Source organism: Kineosporia sp. NBRC 101677 (assembly GCF_030269265.1).
Taxonomy (GTDB): Bacteria; Actinomycetota; Actinomycetes; order Actinomycetales; family Kineosporiaceae; genus Kineosporia; species Kineosporia rhizophila.
This window is the reverse complement of the sequence record NZ_BSTA01000004.1, coordinates 1-17311: the sequence shown is the minus strand read 5'-3', so window position 1 is coordinate 17311 and position 17311 is coordinate 1. Positions and strand designations below refer to the sequence as shown.

10 protein-coding genes and 1 tRNA gene are annotated in these 17311 nt (G+C 71.3%); 2 read left to right on the top strand and 9 right to left on the bottom strand.

Features of this window, described 5'->3' with window-relative positions:
• Nucleotides 1-13: 13 nt before the first annotated feature.
• The 7 genes from cobO to QSK18_RS12660 all read right to left on the bottom strand — a co-directional run bounded on the left by cobO (nt 14) and on the right by QSK18_RS12660 (nt 10307).
• Complete coding sequence (cobO, locus tag QSK18_RS12690) at nt 14-628, bottom strand: cob(I)yrinic acid a,c-diamide adenosyltransferase (RefSeq protein WP_232808974.1); 615 nt, start codon at nt 626-628, stop codon at nt 14-16.
• Complete coding sequence (locus tag QSK18_RS12685) at nt 628-2757, bottom strand: magnesium chelatase subunit D family protein (protein WP_352396545.1); 2130 nt, start codon at nt 2755-2757, stop codon at nt 628-630. Before QSK18_RS12685 ends, cobO begins: the two co-directional genes overlap by 1 nt.
• Before the next feature lie 262 nt (nt 2758-3019).
• Nucleotides 3020-4585 (bottom strand): cobyric acid synthase, encoded by a 1566-nt coding sequence (locus tag QSK18_RS12680; RefSeq protein WP_232808976.1) that lies wholly within the window; start codon nt 4583-4585, stop codon nt 3020-3022.
• Nucleotides 4586-4616: 31 nt separating this feature from the next.
• Entirely contained in the window at nt 4617-5597 is a 981-nt protein-coding gene (locus tag QSK18_RS12675) for a cobalamin biosynthesis protein (RefSeq protein WP_232808977.1), read from the bottom strand.
• Nucleotides 5598-5691: 94 nt separating this feature from the next.
• Entirely contained in the window at nt 5692-6282 is a 591-nt protein-coding gene (locus tag QSK18_RS12670) for a single-stranded DNA-binding protein (RefSeq protein ID WP_232808978.1), read from the bottom strand.
• Nucleotides 6283-6531: 249 nt separating this feature from the next.
• Entirely contained in the window at nt 6532-8391 is a 1860-nt protein-coding gene (locus tag QSK18_RS12665) for a GTPase (protein ID WP_285619013.1), read from the bottom strand.
• A gap of 131 nt (nt 8392-8522) precedes the next feature.
• Nucleotides 8523-10307, bottom strand: a complete 1785-nt coding sequence (locus QSK18_RS12660) for a dynamin family protein (RefSeq protein ID WP_285619011.1) — start codon at nt 10305-10307, stop codon at nt 8523-8525.
• 3035 nt (nt 10308-13342) lie between these two features.
• Here QSK18_RS12660 and QSK18_RS12655 point away from each other — a divergent pair.
• A tRNA-Arg gene (locus QSK18_RS12655) sits at nt 13343-13418 on the top strand.
• 423 nt (nt 13419-13841) lie between these two features.
• Nucleotides 13842-14903, top strand: a complete 1062-nt coding sequence (locus QSK18_RS12650; RefSeq protein ID WP_285619010.1) for a GGDEF domain-containing protein — start codon at nt 13842-13844, stop codon at nt 14901-14903.
• 9 nt (nt 14904-14912) lie between these two features.
• Here QSK18_RS12650 and QSK18_RS12645 read toward each other — a convergent pair whose 3' ends face one another.
• Nucleotides 14913-16064, bottom strand: coding sequence for an EAL domain-containing protein (locus QSK18_RS12645; RefSeq protein WP_232808982.1), 1152 nt, complete (start codon nt 16062-16064; stop codon nt 14913-14915).
• Between the two features lie 252 nt (nt 16065-16316).
• Entirely contained in the window at nt 16317-16979 is a 663-nt protein-coding gene (locus QSK18_RS12640; protein ID WP_232808983.1) for a pyridoxamine 5'-phosphate oxidase family protein, read from the bottom strand.
• Nucleotides 16980-17311 lie beyond the last annotated feature (332 nt).

Sequence of the window (17311 nt, the reverse complement as noted above, 5' to 3'; positions counted from 1 at the left end):
GGGCCGGTGGTTGTCACCATTCGATGCCCCGCTGGCCCTTCTGGCCCGCGTCCATCGGGTGCTTGATCTTGGTGGTCTCCATGACCAGGTCGGCCGCGTCGACCAGGTCCGGGTGCGCGTCGCGGCCGGTGATGACCACGTGCTGGTGCCCGGGCCGGTCGCGCAGCGTCTCGACCACCTCGGCCACGTCCACCCAGCCCCACTTCATCGGGTAGGTGAACTCGTCGAGCACGTAGAGCCCGTGTTCCTCGGCGGCGAGCCGGCGCTGGATCTCGCGCCAGCCCTCCAGTGCGGCCTCGGCGTGTTCCTCGTCCGAGCCGGGCTTGCGCGACCACGACCAGCCCTCGCCCATCTTGGCCCAGCTGACCGGCCCGCCCTCACCGGTCTGCTCGTGCAGCCGGCCGAGCGCCCGGAACGCGTTCTCCTCGCCGACCTTCCACTTCGCCGACTTCACGAACTGGAACACGCCGATCGACCAGCCCTGGGTCCAGCCCCGAAGCGCCAGACCGAAGGCGGCGGTGGACTTTCCCTTCATCGTGCCGGTGTGCACGATGACCAGCGGACGATTGCGGCGCTGACGGGTGGTCAGACCGTCGGTCGGGACAGCGACCGGTTTTCCCTGAGGCATCAGGCAATCCTCCGTTCCTGGGTCTGGGCGACCTGGTGGCGCACCAGGCCGGCCAGCGACTCGGCGCGCAGATCGTCGAGGGTGATCAGTTCGCCGCCGAGGCCGGCGGCCAGCTTTCCGGCCATACCGAGCCGCACCGGCCCGCGTTCGCAGTCGACCACCACGCTGCGGATGCCCCTTCGGGCAAATTCCGCGGCGATCGGTGTCGGGTCCTCACCCGCGGTGTGCCGGCCGTCGGTGACGATCACCAACAACGGACGTCGGTGGGGGTCTCGGAGGCGCTCGTTACCGATGGCGGTCCAGGACTTGCGCAAACCGGCCGAGAGCGGGGTCCGGCCTCCGGTCGGGAGCCTGTCCAGACGCATACGAGCGGCCTCGACGGCACCGGTGGGCGGAAGGGCAAGCTCGGCGTCCTGGCCCCGGAACGTGACCAGCCCGACCCGGTCACGGCGCTGGTAGGCGTCGAGGAGCAGGGAGAGCACAGCACCCTTGACCGCGGCCATGCGCTGTTTGGCGGCCATCGAGCCGGAGGCGTCCACGCAGAAGAGGATCAGGTTGCCCTCACGGCCTTCTCGCACACCGAGCCGGATGTCGTCCCGGCGCAGCAGCACCGGACCGCCCGGCACCCGGCCGCGAGCATGCTGCTGAGTCGCGGCTGCAGTGAGGGTGGCGGGCAGATGCACCCGGCCGCCGGAGTCCCGTTCCGCGGTCAGGGGCAGGGTGGCGATCGTCCGGCCGGAGACCGTCAGAGCCCGGGACCGCCTGCCGGCAGCGCCTTTTCCGAGTCCGGGCACCTTGAACGAGCGCACCTTGAACGGGCTGGTGGCCGCAACCGCGTCCTGAGTGGGAGCCGGGGCACGAGGTGTCTGCTCGTCCGGCTCGTCCTCGTTCTTTCGTGCGGAAGCGTTCCCTCCGGCTGGAGATGGCCCGGCCTGGTCCCGACCAGCCTGATCCGAGACGGACTCGGGCTGCGAACCAGCGGCCTGACGATCGTCCACAGGCTCTTGTTCGCCGGAATCGCCCTGGGGCCCCTGCGGATTCTGCGGGTCCTGCCCACCCGGGCCACCCTGCGGGCCCTCGGGGCCGCCGTCAGGATCGGTCTGCGGCGGTTCCGGGTCTTCGGGCGCGTTGTCGCGCAGCGCCTCGTCGAGCAGGTTCTCGTCCATGCCGGGGGCGTCGAACGGGTCCCGGCGGCGGCGGTGCGGGAGCGCGAACATCGCTGCAACCCGGACGTCTTCGCTGGTCACGCTGCTGCGCCCGGCCCAGGCCGCGTGAGCCCGGGCGGTGCGGGCGACCACCAGGTCGGCCCGCATGCCGTCCACGTCGAAAGCCGCGCACACACCGGCGATCTGGTGCAGCACCCCGTCGGACAGTTCGACGGCGGCCAGACGCTCACGGGCGGAGACGATGCGGGCGGAGAGCTCGCGTTCGGCCTCCTGCCACTCCTTGACGAAAGCTTCCGGGTCCGCGTCGAAGGCCAGACGGCGGCGGACCACCTCGGCCCGCACCTGCGGATCCCGGCTGGCCCGCACCTCGACGGTCAGACCGAACCGGTCGAGCAGCTGCGGGCGCAGCTCCCCCTCTTCGGGGTTCATCGTTCCGACGAGCACGAAACGGGCGGCGTGCGTGATCGAGATGCTTTCCCGCTCGATGTGCACCCGGCCCATCGCGGCCGCGTCGAGCAGCACGTCCACCAGGTGGTCGTGCAGCAGGTTGACCTCGTCGACGTAGAGGATCCCGCGGTGCGCCCCGGCCAGCAGCCCGGGCTCGTAGGCCCGTACGCCGGCGGAGAGCGCGCGGTCCAGGTCGAGGGAGCCGAGCAGACGGTCCTCGGTGGCGCCGACCGGCAGTTCGACCAGCCGGGCCGGTCGGGGGTGGTGCTCGTGGCCGTGCGGCTGGTCGGGGCACTCCGGGTCGGGAGCGTGCGGGTCGCAGCCGAAGCGGCAGCCGGAGATCACGTCGACCGGGGGCAGCAGGTTCGCCAGCGCGCGCACCGCGGTGGACTTGGCTGTGCCCTTCTCACCACGGACCAGGACACCGCCGATGTCGGGGGCCACCGACGAGAGAAGGAGCGACAGGACCAGATCGTCCATGCCGACGACGGCGGTCAACGGATACGGGGGCACCAGTGGTTCCTCCACTCCCGGTGGGTCTCCACGCCCACCGCTAGCGCACACCGCACCCAGGCGGGCACGGGGACCTGATCGGAGTACCTGGCTCCCGGATCGTGTCCGGTCACAGTGGCGGGACCGCCCCGGACTCGGAGGACCACCCGTGACAGGCCGGACCTCCTGCACCGGTGTTCCTCCGCGCGGGTCGCCTCGGATACTGCCACATCCGGATGTCCGGGCAATCCCCCACCAGACGTCACCACCGCTGCCAGCGGCGTGATCATGGCCGGCCGGGCGGCACGAACGGCAGCCCGTCGGGCACACCCCCGTTGATCAGGCGCTCGAGGGCCGCGACGTCGAGGTGGTCGGCCACCATGTCGGCCAGCGAGTCCAGCCGGGCCTCACGCAACGCCGCGAACGAGGTGTCGGGGGCGACCCGGAACCCGTCCCGCCCGGCCAGATCGGCGATCTCGGTCAGGAAGGCCCGGCGGAACGCGTCGTTCTCGAGCGCGCCGTGCCAGGTGGTGCCCCAGACCGGCCCGCTGCGCCAGCCGTCCAGGAAGACCTCGGCCGACCTCCGGAGCCCTTCGGGGGCCTCCGGGTCGAGGGTGACGACGCCGTGGTGGATCTCATAACCCTCCACCGGGTGCCCGAGCGCGGTTCCGTGCGGCCGGGCCAGCACCTTCTCGGCACCGAAATCGGTGCGGGTGGGCAGGAGGCCGAGACCGGGCACGCGGCCCCGCCGGGACTCCACCTCGTCGGTGACCGTGCGGCCGAGCATCTGGTGGCCACCGCAGATGCCCAGCACCGGAAGCCCCGCCCCGGCGTGCGCCACGATTGCGTCGGCCAGACCGGTGGAACGCAGCCAGGCCAGGTCGTCGACGGTGGCCCGGGTCCCCGGCAGCACCACCAGATCGGCTCCGGCGATCTCGGCGCCGTGATGCACCAGGCGCACGGCCACACCGGGCTCGGCGGCCAGGGCGTCGATGTCGGTGACGTTGGAGAGGCGGGGCAGGCGCGGCACCGCCACCCGGATCACGTCGCTGCCCAGAGGCGGGCGCATCGGCCCGCGGTCCTTCTCCAGGTCGAGCGAGTCCTCGACGTCGAGCCAGAGCCCGGTCAGGTAGGGCAGGACCCCGAGAACCGGCCGCCCGGTGATCTTCCGGATCATGTCGAGCCCGGAGTCCAGCAGCGCGGGATCGCCCCGGAACTTGTTGATCACGAATCCGCTGATGTGCCGCTGGTCGTCCGCGTCCAGCAGCGCCAGGGTGCCGTGCAGGGCGGCGAACACCCCGCCCCGGTCGATGTCCCCCACCACCAGCACCGGGAGGTTCGCCGGACGGGCCAGGCCCAGGTTGGTGATGTCGCGGTGGCGCAGGTTGATCTCGGCCGGGCTGCCGGCCCCCTCACAGATCACCACGTCGAACCGGGACCGCAGATCTTCCAGGGCCTCGAGGACGACCGGCAGCAGCCGGGGGGTCAGGTCGCCGTAGTCCATCGCGCCGGCTTCGGCGAAGGGCCGGCCCATCACCACCACTTGGGAGGTGCGGTCGCTGCCGGGCTTGAGCAGGACCGGGTTCATCGCCGCCTCCGGCTCGATCCGGGCCGCCCGGGCCTGCATCGCCTGGGCCCGGCCGATCTCCGCCCCACCCCGGGTGACGAACGAGTTGAGCGACATGTTCTGCGCCTTGAAGGGAGCCACCCGCACGCCCTGCCGGGCCAGCCAGCGGCAGAGCCCGGCCACCAGCACGCTCTTGCCCGCGTCGGAGGTGGTGCCGGCCACCATCAGGCCGCCCCTCAACGACGACGGGCCACCACTCGTACCGTTCTGCTCAACCGCACTCATCGTCCCGGCTCCCCTTCGATCCTTGCGTTCTCTACCGCCATGCCCGGCCTCGAGCAGCCCCCACCACACCCACCACCGCACCGGCCGCCGCCAAGGCCCCCACCCATCGCCCGAGCTTCACGGCCCGACGCACGTCCCCGACGTCCGGTGCACGGTTGCCCTCCCCCATGACGGGCCTCGACTCGACCTGCTCGCCATAGACGTTCGTCCCCCCGAGGCGGACCCCCAGCGCCCCGGCAGCCGAAGCCTCGCACTGGCCCGCATTCGGGCTGGGATGCCGCCCCCGGTCCCGTCGCCAGACAGCCCAGGCCTCACCGGGCGCCCCCTGGACCGAGGACGCCGCTGCGATCGTGATGAGCGCGGTCAGGCGGGACGGCAGCAGGTTGACCACGTCGTCCACCCGCGCCGCCGCCCATCCGAAGTGTTCGTACCGCGGCGATCGGTACCCGACCATCGCGTCCAGCGTGTTCACCGCCCGGTACCCGATCACCCCGGCCGGACCGGCCACGGCTGCCCAGAACAGCGGGGCCACCACAGCGTCCGAGGTGTTCTCGGCCAGCGACTCCACCGTTGCCCGGGCCAGTTCCGGCGGCTCGAGACCGGACGGGTCCCGGGCGCACAGGTGTGTGAGCAGCTCCCGAGCCTGCAGCACGTGCCCCGCCTCGAGCGCCGTAGCCATCCGCGCGCCTTCGCGGGCCAGGCTCGTGCCCCCGAGCGCCGTCCAGGTGGCCAAGGCCGTCAGCCCGGCCCGGGCGGCCGGGTGCTCGCTGCAGAGCCGGTCCGCCACCGCCACCGCGACCACCGGCGTCCCCGCAGCAATCGCGGTGAACACAGCCCCCCGCTGGCGGCTGGGCCGGTAGAGGCGCCGCTCGAGCCACCCGGCCCAAGTGCCGAACAGGGCCACCGGATGGCCCCTGCGGGGGTCACCGAACACCGCGTCGGCAAGCACTCCGGCAGCAATGCCCATGGCCCGTGCCGAGAGGTCTTGGCCGGTCGAATGCCTGGAACTCATGACAGCGCATCCTGCCGCACCTCATGACCCGACCCGGTACACAAGCCCTCCCCGGCACCTGCGGACCTCATGCTCACCCCACGGGCTACGACGCCTACCCCGCCCGCGACGTGGAGAACCGGTCTCCGGCGGCCTCTTCCTCACCCTCGGAACCAGCCGGCTCATCCTCCAGGACCGGGAGACCGGAGACGTCGGTGATACTTGCGTTGATCTCCCGGACAGCGTCGAACACCGCCACTTCCTCCGGCTTACGCCCGTGCAGCTCCGACTCCTGCGCGCTGCGCGGCTCGGCCCCGTCCTCACCCACGTGCCGGTCCCGGCTCGCCCGGACCACCCGGGTGAACGCAGAGATCCCGAACGTGAGGTCGTGACCGACGGTCTCGGCCTCCACCTCGAGCGTGCGGCCGGAGCGGTCCTCCTTGACCCAGGCACGCTCCCAGAGCCTGCCGGTGACCACCACCGGATGCCCCTTGCGCAGACTCTGCCGGGCGCTGTCGGCCAGCGCGCGGCGGCAGTTCACACTGACGTAGGTCGTGCGCCGGTCGACCCAGGTGTTGCGCTCCCGGTCGAACCACGAGGACGTGGAGGCGAGCCGGAAACTGGTGACGGTGTTGCCGTCGTCGAACTGGACGAACCGCGGGTCGCTGGCGAGATTTCCGCGCAGGACCACCTGGATGTCGTTCATTGCAGACCCCTTTCGCCACCGGCCGGATGAGCCGGGACCGCCGGGCCGGATGCCCGGTCAGGAGTCCAGGTTCGGCTGCCCGAGGGCACGGCTCAAAGCGGGGAAGGTGATCTGTGGATAACTGGCCGGTCGTGTCGGCTGTGGAAAGCAGGAACCCGCATCTATCCACAGAACGGCCGTGCGGATGGCACCGCACGACCGTTCGGGCCGACCATCGGAGGCATGAAGACACATGCCCCGCGTGCTGATTCAGTTGGAGAGGGCCGCGACCGGCTCGCCCCGGGTCTCCAGCGTCGGGGCCTGGCGGTGTCCCACGCCGGGGGCGCCCCCCGGCCCGGGCCCGACCGCGGGGGCCTTCTCGCCGAGCAGTACCTGCCTGGTCTCACGGTGGCGGGCCAGCACCGACCGGATCGGTGCGACCACCCGTTCGGCCGCGACCTCGGCGACGGCCGCGTTCAGCCGGTTCTCGAGTTCGGCCCGGCGGTTACGGGCGCCGGTGACGAGCCACCACCGCGACAGCAGCGCCAGCAGCAGCCCGGCGACCAGGCCGCCCACACCTACCGAGACAGCCGCCGGGAAGGAGCCGAGGGCACCGGGCAGGTTCTGGCCGGCCAGCTGGGGCAGTCCCGCCACCAGCATCCAGAGCAGACCGAACCCGGCCACACCGCAGAGGATCTGCTGCGAAACCTGCACCACGCGCCACCACAGCGGAACGGTGAACCGGAGATCGACAGCGGAGAGACGGGTGTCGAGGACACGGGCCAGACCGTCGGGGTCCGGCTCCCCGCCCGCAGCGGCCCCAGGGGTGATGGTGGGGATGCCGTAGGCCGGCGTGTGCCGTCCCCGCCCGCGCGATCCGGCACCCCGGACCGCGGCCGAACGGGAAGAGTCATCTTCGCCGGCCGGCGGGAGCAGAGCGTCTTCCGGCGCTACGGCCGGGTCGCCCGCCTTGGCCACCAGGGCCCGCATCTCGGTGGCCCAGCGTTCCGGCAGCGGGTCGGCGTTGTCGGCCAGAACGGCCTCCACAGCCAGCCGCACAGCAGGTCGCTGAGCCGGCGAAGCCAGCGCCTTCAGCGATGCGGTCTCGGCCCGCAGCCGCGTCTCGGCGGCCCCGGCGCTGGGCCGGCGCGAAGCGAGGAAGCTGGAGATCCAGCCCGACGGGGCCCAGCCGAGCTTCTCCTTGCCCCGGCGGCGGTACTCGGCCGTGAGCACGTCGAGCAGGGCGGGAACACCGGCCGCAGCAGCCAGGTCGGCGTTCAGCTTCTGCTGCGAGACCGGTTGCCCGGCGCCCGGTTCGGCCGCAGCCAGACCGGCCGCGATCTCCTCGGCCGCGATGTCCAGGTCACTCTCGATCCGCTCGATCACGGCGAACCGGTCCTGGACCACGTCGGCGAGCAGCGTGCGCAGTTCCTCCACCCCGTCGCCCCGGGTGGCCGAGACCGGCACGATGCCGACCCGGCCCAGCCCGTCGCCGTCCAGCAGGCGGCGCAGGTCGGTCACGCAGGTGTCGACCTCCTCGGCGGTGAGCTTGTCCACCTGGTTCAGCACCACCAGCATGACCCCGTCGTGGCTGGTCAGCTTCTGCAGGTACCCCGCGTGCAGGGCGTTGTCCGCGTACTTCTGCGGGTCGACCACCCAGATCATCAGGTCGACCATCCGCACCAGGCGGTCCACCTCGACCCGGTGCACGACCTCGGTCGAGTCGTGGTCGGGCAGGTCCAGCAGGACCAGTCCGTGCAGCGCGGCCTGGTCGTCGGCGTCCAGCACCGACTCGCGGGCCATCCGCCGGTCGGCCGGCACCTTCAGCCAGTCCAGCAGGGTCTGCGAGCCGAACTCGCCCCAGACACAGGCCATCGGCGAGGTGGTCAGCGGACGGCGGGCACCGACCGCCGCGATGTCCATCCGCGCGATCGCGTTGAACAGGCTGGACTTCCCGCTGCCGGTGGCGCCGACCAGCGCCACCACCGTGCGCTCGGTACCCAGGTCGAGCCGGTGGCCGACGTGCTCCATCCGGTCGCGGGTGTTCTGGACCGCCTCCGGGGGCAGCCAGGGAGCGCCGCAGTCCAGTGCTGCGGACAGTGCTGCGACGCGCCCCATCACGTCGCTCACCGGTCGCCGTCCTTGTCCGTCATCGATCCTGCCGATCCTGTCGCTCGCGAAGCTGCGTCGGGTGACCACGCGGCGGCCCGGGCGGGACGGCCCGGGCGCGCGTCAGCACTCATGTGTTTCAAGGGTAGGGCTCATTCGGCGATGTTCACGGCGGATGCTGCGTCGAGCAGCCCTCCGACGCGCAACCCGAGCCCCTCCGGGCTCTCGAGCACCCGTTCCAGCCGCAGGCGTTCGTTCTCCATGACCGAACCGGCCCGCTCCAGCAGGTCCGCCCGGGCCGCATCCACGATCGCCCGCACCGTCTCGGCCCCCAGCAGTTCCTCGACCGCCAAGCGCGCACCCACGGTGGAGCCGGCCGGGACGTCCTCGGGCTCAGCCGCAGGCCCGGTTCCCTCGGTCGAGGGATCGGCCTGCTCACCGACTGCTCCGGTGCCCCCGGCGGGAGACGACACGGAGGTCGCATCGTGATCCGGAGCCACGGTGACGGTGAACATCACGTCCACCACCGTCTGCTCGTCGACCGACACGTCCGGGCGTTCCTGGCGAACCTTGTTCAGCGCCTCCGTCACCTGCTCGGTGACCCCGCGCCGCCACTCGTCGACCGGGCGGCCCAGCAGATTCTCCCGGTCGGTGGGGGTCACCTGATGGCCGCGGGCGGTGAGCAGGCCGACCCCGTAGGGGTGCTTGCGCCAGGTCACCACCACCTGCTCCATCGCCGTGCGCACGCTGTGGTGCACCGAAGCCGAGACGGCCTCACAGATGGTGGCCGCGAGCGGTTCCTCGCTCTCCTCCGCCTGGCTGAGCGCGGCTCCGATCCGTTGTGTGCGCGTGGTCGTCACGCCCCCCAGACGGGAGGCCAGGTCGCCGCGGGCGATGAACTCCTGCCAGTGCGAGAGCACCTGCCCGCTCATCAGCGAACCGTCGGCCAGTCCTTCCAGCATGCGCGAGCGGGCGGGGATGAAGACCTCGTCGGTCTCCTCCCACAGCTGCGACCAGCCGTCAGCCTGTGCCGCAGCCGCTTTCGCGAGCAACCGGGCCCGCGGCGGCAGGCTGCGCAGGGCGCCCTTGAGCGTGCGCTCGATCACCACCGACCTCGAGCGTGCATCACCGGCGATCCGGCGCAACCAGTCACGCAACGGCTTGACCGAAGCGGGCGGAAGGAACCCGTTCTCCAGTGGGCTTTCCGGAACGGTGAACAGCGCCGCCCCGCCCAGCCCCTGGTCGCGCAGCTTGGTGGCGAGGTGAATACGCAGTTCCTGCAGCGACTCCGGCGGCACCCGGTCGAGCACCACGGCGATGGCGGCGCCCCGCTCAGCCGCCTGGCGCAGCATCTTCCAGGGCGTTGCATCGGCGTAGCGGGCCGCGGTGGTAACGAACACCCACAGGTCCGCGGCCTGGAGCAACTGCACCGCGAGATCACGGTTGGTCTCGACCAGGCTGTCGATGTCAGGCGCGTCGAGCAGGGCCAGCCCAGGGGCCAGGCCGTCGTACGGCACCAGCCGGAGACCGGTGATCCGCGGGGCGTTCGGGTCGATCGGCTGCACCGGCTCCGGCGCCTCGGAGGTCACCCTGGTCAGTCGCGGCAGGATGCGCTGCGACAGGAACGCACCCGAGTCGATCGGGTGGTGCACCAGTACTGGCGAGCGGGTGGTCGGCCGCAGCACGCCGGACCGGGTGACCTCGCGGCCGACGATGGAGTTGGTCAGCGTCGACTTGCCCGCCCCGGTGGAACCACCGATGACGGCGAGCGCCGGAGCGTCCGGACGCTGGAGCCGCGGCAGGATGTAGTCGTCCAACTGGCTGAGCAGGTCCTCTCGCTCCCGACGGACGTCGGCCACGCCTTCCACATCCAGAGTCAGGGGCAGGGTCGCCACTTGGGTACGCAGCCGCTCGACGGCAGCCAGTCGCTTCGGCACGGTGGTTCCCCCAGCCGCATCCACGCCTTGACCGGCACCGGCAGGCCCGGTCACCGCTGTGGGTTCAACACCACGTCCGACCGCCGGCGCAGCCGGGGTCTCGGCGGCCGTATCCGTCCGGGGACCAGCAGTGGAAGCCGAACCGGGCGCCCCCTGCTGCACACTCCCGGCGGCCGAACTGATCGGCGCAGCCAGACCGGCCCCGGCAGCCCGGCCGACACCGCCGGCCTTGCCACTGACCGGTCCGGCAGCGAAAAGGTTCTGTTCCGAGCCGTCTTCGTCGGCTCCAGGGCTGCCCTCGGGGCGAGCGGGTCCGGTCGCAGTTTCACGGCCCGGTTCCGGGCGGGCGCTCTGGAGAGCGCTGTCGGGGCGCTTCACCCAGGGGCGTCCGACGGGAGCCGCGAAGCCAAGCGTGTTCTCGTCCGCATCCTGCGCCGCATCCGATCCGAGGGCGGCCTTCGCGCTCTTGTCCGAGCGACCACGCTTGGCCGTGGACGCGGCTTCGGCCCCGGTTTCAGCGCGGGAGGTCCCGGCCGCGAGGCCGGGCCCGCTTCCAGCGCCTTGTCCCTGCGCAGCGGAAACATTCGCGCCTGCGGCATCACGGCTGAACCACGGCTGCCCGGAGGCCCCCGCCGGCGCCTGTCCCTGCTGCGCGACCGGGCCGCTCCCAGCGGGCTGCGCCCCCAACGGAGGCAGGAGCTGTGCGCCAGCACCTGCACCGGTCGGGTGCGCCCCGGTCCCACCAGGGCTCCCGCCAGCACCAACCTCTGGCCCAGCTCCGAAGCCCGAACCGGTGGCATTCCCAGCGCGCCCACCGACACCCGAATCAGCTCCGGCAACAGCCGGCCCGACCGCAGAGTTGCCACTGAGACCGCCGAAAACCCCACCGCTCAAGGCCGCACCAGCCCCCGGGCCGCCAGCGACACCGGCCCCGACCGGAGCCGTCTGCGATCCATTACCCACGGGACGAGCGCCCGGGCCCACAACACCCGCCGTCCCCATTTCGGGTGGGCGAGCTGGGCCGCCGACAGCCGGGGCCACGGGCCGACGACCGACCGGAAGCGGCCCAGAGGCGGGACCCGAAGCACCGCCCGGCCCGTTGCCGGCCCGGGCGCCACGCGGCACCGGCCCTCCACGCTCCTGCCGCCGCTGGGGCGCCCCAGTCGCGGCCCCGAAGGCAGCTCCAGGACCCGCTTCAGCCTGCGCACCGGCAACCAAACCGGCTCCACCGGGCGAAACCCCAGGCCCCACGGCAGTTCCGGTACCCGGCCCAGCCGTGAAACCGGCACCGGCACCAACGCCGATACCTGCACCTACACCGGGACCAGCGCCACGGCCAGCAACGGACGCGACACCAGGACCGGTCCCCGGCACAGCATCAGCCCCGACACCTTGCCCAGCGCTAGCAAACTCGTTCAGTGGCGGGGCGCCAACACCCTGCCCCGCGCCAGCAGGCCCACCCCGGGGCGCAGTACCCGGCCCGACACCCGGCCCGACACCCGGCCCGACACCCGGCGCAGAACCAGGCCGCGCACCAACAGGCCCGTTTCGCGGCACGCCACCACGGCGAACGCCCGCGGCACGACTCACCCGCACCGGTCCCGTACCCGGACCGGCACCCGGCACGACCCCAGGCCCGGCAGCGGGCGCAACAGGGCCAGCAGCAGACGCAGCAGTGCCAGCGCCAGCGCCAGGCACAGCTTGGCCAGGCGCGGCGGGGCCGGGGACAGCGCGAGCGGCGCCGGGCACAGCTCTGCCTACGGCAGGAGCGAATACGCCGTCGGACAAGGACTGGTCGGCATCAGCGTCGGTGTGAGTCTCCGGGACCTCGGCATGTGCTCCGCCTCGGCCGACCGGCCACGCCCGACGCGACGGTGCGGCCTGACCGGCGGATGCGGCGGCCTGAACGGCGGATCCAGCCTGGCCAGCGGCTCCAACCTGGCCAGCGGCTCCAACCTGACCCGCAGATGCTGCCTGACCAGCGGATCCGGCCCGGCCCACGGATGCGGCCTGGCCCGAAGAGGCAGCCTGACCCGGGGATCCAGCCTGACCCACGGATCCAGCCCGGCCCACGGATCCAGCCTGACCCGACGAGACAACCTGGCCCGGAGAGACAGCCTGCCCAGCAGATGCAGCCTGACCGGCGGGCACGGCCCCACCCGGCCCACTTTCGACCCCGCCGACAGCCGGCGATGGGGCCTCATGACCAGCCACCGGAACTCCTCCAGCAAAACGAGAAACTTTCGAAGCAGCCGTACCTGCCATACCCGGCGCACCCGCACCCGCGGACGAGGCACCGCCAACGACCGGGGCAGCCGACCGGGCCGACGCGGCCGCCTTCTCGCGCTCCGCCGATTCGATCTCACTCAGATCCACGCGACGGGCAGGAGAGCCGGTCATCCACGAACCGCTCGCCGATTCCGCGGCGACGACCCAGGCAGGAACGGACTCCCCGGAGGCCTCGCCTCCAGCTCTTTCCGGATGACGCTGTTCGCCGTCGAGACCCTCGGCTCCACCAGGATCTTCCGTGCGGCGGCCATCTCGTGCCGGGCTCACAGCGCCGTCCACCTCCCTGTCGTCCGCGACGTCGTCGACCTGACGACCGAATGCAATACGTTCCGTCGAGCAAAGATAACTAATTGTGCATTGGGCGAGGAAGGGCCTCAGTTGACCAGGTTCCGAACCTATGTTTACTGCCTTCCCGCCCGGAACACCGCCCACCCACGCCGAAACCTTCGAATGGGCGTACCGGGAGACCCAGCACACAAGTCTTCCCGGCAAATACGGCGAGAGGAGGGTCAGTTAAACTCTGCGCATTCATTCAAATACTCTTGGTCACTACTTCTTTAATGCGCAGGACAATCTCCCACAGCCTCACGCCCAGCCAAAAGTACGGTTCGCACCATTTACCCGTTGTTGGCCGACGCGGTCATTCCATATTCCCTTCACCAGAGGCGACGCGCCGGTATCATCGCGGTCGGGGGTCAGCCGGTGAGGCGTCGGCAGTCGCGGCGACTCGCTCAGTGATCCCCCGCGCGCTCGTAGCTCAGCGGATAGAGCAACAGACTTCTAATCTGTCGGTCGCAGGTTCAAATCCTGCCGGGCGCACCAGCACCACCCTTCACACGGGCGCGGTTCCCGCGCTCGCCGATCCGGGGGCCGTCCGCGGCCCCAGGAGCCACCCTGGGGCGCCGTCGAGCGCCTAGGCCCGGTGGCCAGCGTTGCCGCCCCACGTGTCCAACCGGTCGCATCGGCCCCTACCGGCACTCCGGAGGGCCAAAATTCCGCCCCACGATGCCCACAAGTCCCGTCAATCTAGTTACTGACCGAAGACTCAAGGTCATCCTGGCCCGAACGATGACATCATCACCTCCTGTGCCGAACTCGGGCGAACCAGCTCCGACCGACCTCCGACGGGCGACCGTGCGATCACGATCCGACGAAGCAACCGCCAGATCCCACGAGGCGACGGCGAGGATCCAGAGCCTCGCCACGGTCGCGCGCGCCCTCGGGCTGTCCATCCGCCTCGACCAGATGCTGGAACTGGCCAGCGAGTCGGCCCTGACGGCCCTCGGCGCCAGCAGCATCTCGATCAGCCGGCTGCAGCCCGGGACCAGCACCCTGCACACCCTGATCAACGTCGGGGACCTGGCGCCGGACGAGGAACGCTGGCCGGTCCACGAGACCTATCACTTCGACGACTACCCGCAGGCCCGCGAGGTGCTCTCCGACCTCAAGGTCTGGGTCACCGACGTGGACGACCCGCTGAGCGACCCGGTCGAGGTGGAACTGCTGCGCAAGCTGGGCAAGCGCACCGCCCTGGCCGCCCCGCTGATCGTCGACGGCCAGCTCTGGGGCGAGTTCTACGCCACCCGTGACCACGACCTGAACCGCTTCTTCCCGCTCGACCTGGCCTACACCGAGGCGCTGTGCGCGATCCTGGCCGGTGCCCTGTCCCGGGCCATCCACTTCGAGGCCCTCGAACAGCTCGCCTTCCGCGATCCGCTCACCGGCCTGGCCAACCGCCGCGCCCTGGACGACGCCGCCGAGGTGGCCCTTCAGCACCGCCGCGCCTCGCGTCAGGACCTGCCCGGCCACCTGGCCGGGTTCAGCCCCACCGTCGTCGGGCCCGACGACGGTGACGGCTACGACGGGCGGGTCCGTAACCGCACCGGGGCCGAGACCGGCGCCCGCCGGGTGACGGCCGTCGCGGTCGACGTCAACGGCTTGAAACGAGTCAACGACACCACCGGGCACGCGGCCGGCGACCAACTGCTGACCTCTGTGGCCCGCCTGCTCGTGCAGCACTTCTCCCCGCTGATCGGCAGCCTGATCGCCCGGGTCGGCGGCGACGAGTTCGTCGTGCTGGTGCCCAACCACTCCGTCCAGGCCGTGCTGACCTGCGCCAACGCCCTGTGCGCGGCGGCCTCCGGGCTACCGGCGGGGGCCGGCGTGTCGTGCGGGGTGGCCAGCACCACCCGGGCCTGGCCCCATCTCAGCGCGAACGACCTGTTCCGGGCCGCCGACCAGGCTCAGTACGAGGCCAAGCGACGCAGCAGCCGGACGGCCGTTCTCTCGTCCCTGATCGACGACTGAACCCGAAGCTCAGACGGCTGGGAGGTCTGCCGGACGCCCGACGATGAACCCCTGCCCGAACCCGACCCCGAGCGTCCTCAGGGTCTGCAGTTCGCCGTCGGTCTCGATGCCCTCGGCCACCAGCGCCACCTTGGCCTCGGCCGCGAAGCCGACCAGGCTGCGGGTGAGGGCCAGGCGCATCGGGTCGCGGTCGACGCCCCGGACGATCTCGATGTCGAGCTTGATCACCGAGGGCCTGAGCTTGAGCAGGTGCACGAAGTTCGCGAAACCGGCCCCCGCGTCGTCCACCACGATCTCCACCCCGGCGCGGCGCAGGTGCTCCAGCGGTTCCGAGAGCGACACGTAGTCACGGACCTGGGTGTGCTCGGTGATCTCCACGCTGAGCGGGTACTGCGCATGGTGCAGCAGAACGTCGACCACGCTCGGCGTCATCAGCGCCTCGGCCGACAGGTTGACGTTCAGCCGCCCGCCGGCCGGTACCGCCGGCAGCTGCTCGAGTGCCGAGCGCATGGTCAGCAGCTCCAGCTGCACCCCGACCCCGGCCCGGGCGGCCGCCTCGAAAGCGTGCGCGGGTGTGGGGAAACCCGGGTCGTCGAACCGGGCCAGCGCCTCGTAGCCGACCACGCCGCCGTGGGCCAGATCGACGATCGGCTGGTAGACCATGCGGAACCGGGCCGCGTCCAGAGCCTCGTGGATGCGCCCCGGCTCCCACAGGTGGGCCCGCCGGACCTGCTCCCCCACCACCTCGGCGAGCAGGTTCAGGAACTGCGGGGCCCGCTCGTCCAGACCGGGCGTGCTCGTGCCGCTCGCGCAGACCAGCAGGGCCGAGGGGCCGAGGGGCGCCGCCGCGTACGAGCCGACACCGTTGATCCGCGTGGTGGGCAGGTCGCGGGTGCCGGGGTGCCAGTGCGTGTCGGCCAGATGGGTGGGCAACGTGCCGGCCAGGATGCGCTGGGCGTAGGTGCCCTCGGCCGGCAGCCGACGGTCGAGCAGGAAGTTCAGCGTGGTCTGCCCGCAGTCGACGACCCGCAGGGCCACCTCGTCGCCCAGGACCTCGACGACCGCCGCGAACTCCATGCCCAGGTGCACCCGGGCCAGTCGCAGGAGCCGCCGGATTTCCAGGTCCTCGGCAGAAACACGTGGACGCGGAAAGGACGGCACGGATGCCGTCTCGGTGCTTTCCACAGTTCGGCCCCATCCCGGCACTTCGGCGCGCTGTTCGTCCGACCCAGCTTGATTTTACGGGAGCAAACGTGACCCGCCCGGAGCCGCCTTTTCAGACGCTCAGGGACGAGTCAATTGCGCGCCGGACCCGTGACAGGATTTCCCGTCGAATCCTGCCATAAGGCACCTACCACCCCACCTGTAACAAGTGTGATTTATACCACTGCCTCGGCAGCGGGCCAACTCACGTCACTCAGGCTTCACCGGGTACAGGCCCGCGTCGTAGTTCTCGGGGCTGTAGTAGGCCTCGACCTCCTGCAGGGTCTGGTCCGACCTCTCCATCTGGTGCGCGATGCGGGCGCGGGTGGGCACGCTCTCCGGGCTCCAGGTGCCGGGCGCCCACAGCCCGGAGCGCATGAACGCCTTGGCGCAGTGGAAGAACACCTCTTCGACGGTGACCACCAGGGCCAGCACCGGACGGCTGCCCCTGATCACCATGGAGTCGAAGAAGGGCGCCTCGCTGACGATCCGGGCGTGCCCGTTGATGCGCATCGTGTCGTCCCGGCCGGGGACCAGGAAGAGCACACCGACCTGAGGGTTGCTCAGGACGTTGAGGTAGCCGTCGACCCGCCGATTGCCCGCCCGCTCGGGGATCGCGATGGTGTGGTCGTCCAGCACCTTGACGAACCCCGGCGGGTCGCCCTTGGGCGAGACGTCACCGCTGCCGTCCGCGGCCGAGGTGCCCAGCACCAGGAACGGCGAGGCGGCCAGCCACTGACGGTGCGGTTCCTCCAGGCGCCGGCGGACCTTCCCCGCCACCCGCGGGATCGGGTGCCCGATGACTTCGCGAAGCGCCGCCTCGCTGGTGACCTCGACGGTCTCGGACCGACGGCTGTCCTGGACGTCCTGCATTGCACACCTCCGCACGAGTCCCCGGACCGGATGCCGGGGAGAGTCGGGCATCCATGCCCCTCCGACCGACCCTTTCGCGCGGAGCGCGGTTCTGGCAATGGGGTTTCGGGTACGGGGGCAGTGCCGGTTTTCTGGGTGGTTACCCCCTACTTGAGGACGCTTGTGGGCACAACCCTTTCGCCGTCACCTCTGCGCGCCGGAAGATTGATGCTCCTATTGCTGTCAAGCCGTGGTGAGCCAGGTTCGGTAGCGGTCGGCGAGGTCGTCGTCGCGTTGTAGTCCTCGTTCGAGGCGGGAGATGGCGGTGGGCCAGAGCCCGAAGTGTTGGGCTG